The following is a 268-nucleotide window of genomic DNA, read 5'->3' as shown; positions in this document are numbered from 1 at the left end:
GGCCATTTTGCCGAGTTCCTTAACGAGAGTTCTCCCGAGCACCTGAGGATTCTCTCCTCGCCTACCTGTGTCGGTTTGCGGTACGGGCACCGGCTTCCTCGCTAGACGCTTTTCTTGGCAGTGTGAAATCAGGGACTTCGGTACTTCCTTTTCCCTCGGCGTCACAGCTCAGTCTTATAAGAGACGGATTTGCCTATCTCTCAACCTCACTGCTTGCACGGCCATCCAACAGGCCGCTCTCCCTATCCTCCTGCGTCACGCCATTGCT

1 rRNA gene is annotated in these 268 nt (G+C 55.6%); it reads right to left on the bottom strand.

The features are described from left to right. A 23S ribosomal RNA gene (locus tag EFBL_RS14435) occupies nucleotides 1-268 on the bottom strand; the annotation flags it as partial.

Source organism: Effusibacillus lacus (assembly GCF_002335525.1).
Classification (GTDB): Bacteria; Bacillota; Bacilli; order Tumebacillales; family Effusibacillaceae; genus Effusibacillus; species Effusibacillus lacus.
This window is presented reverse-complemented; position numbering and strand designations above follow the sequence as displayed.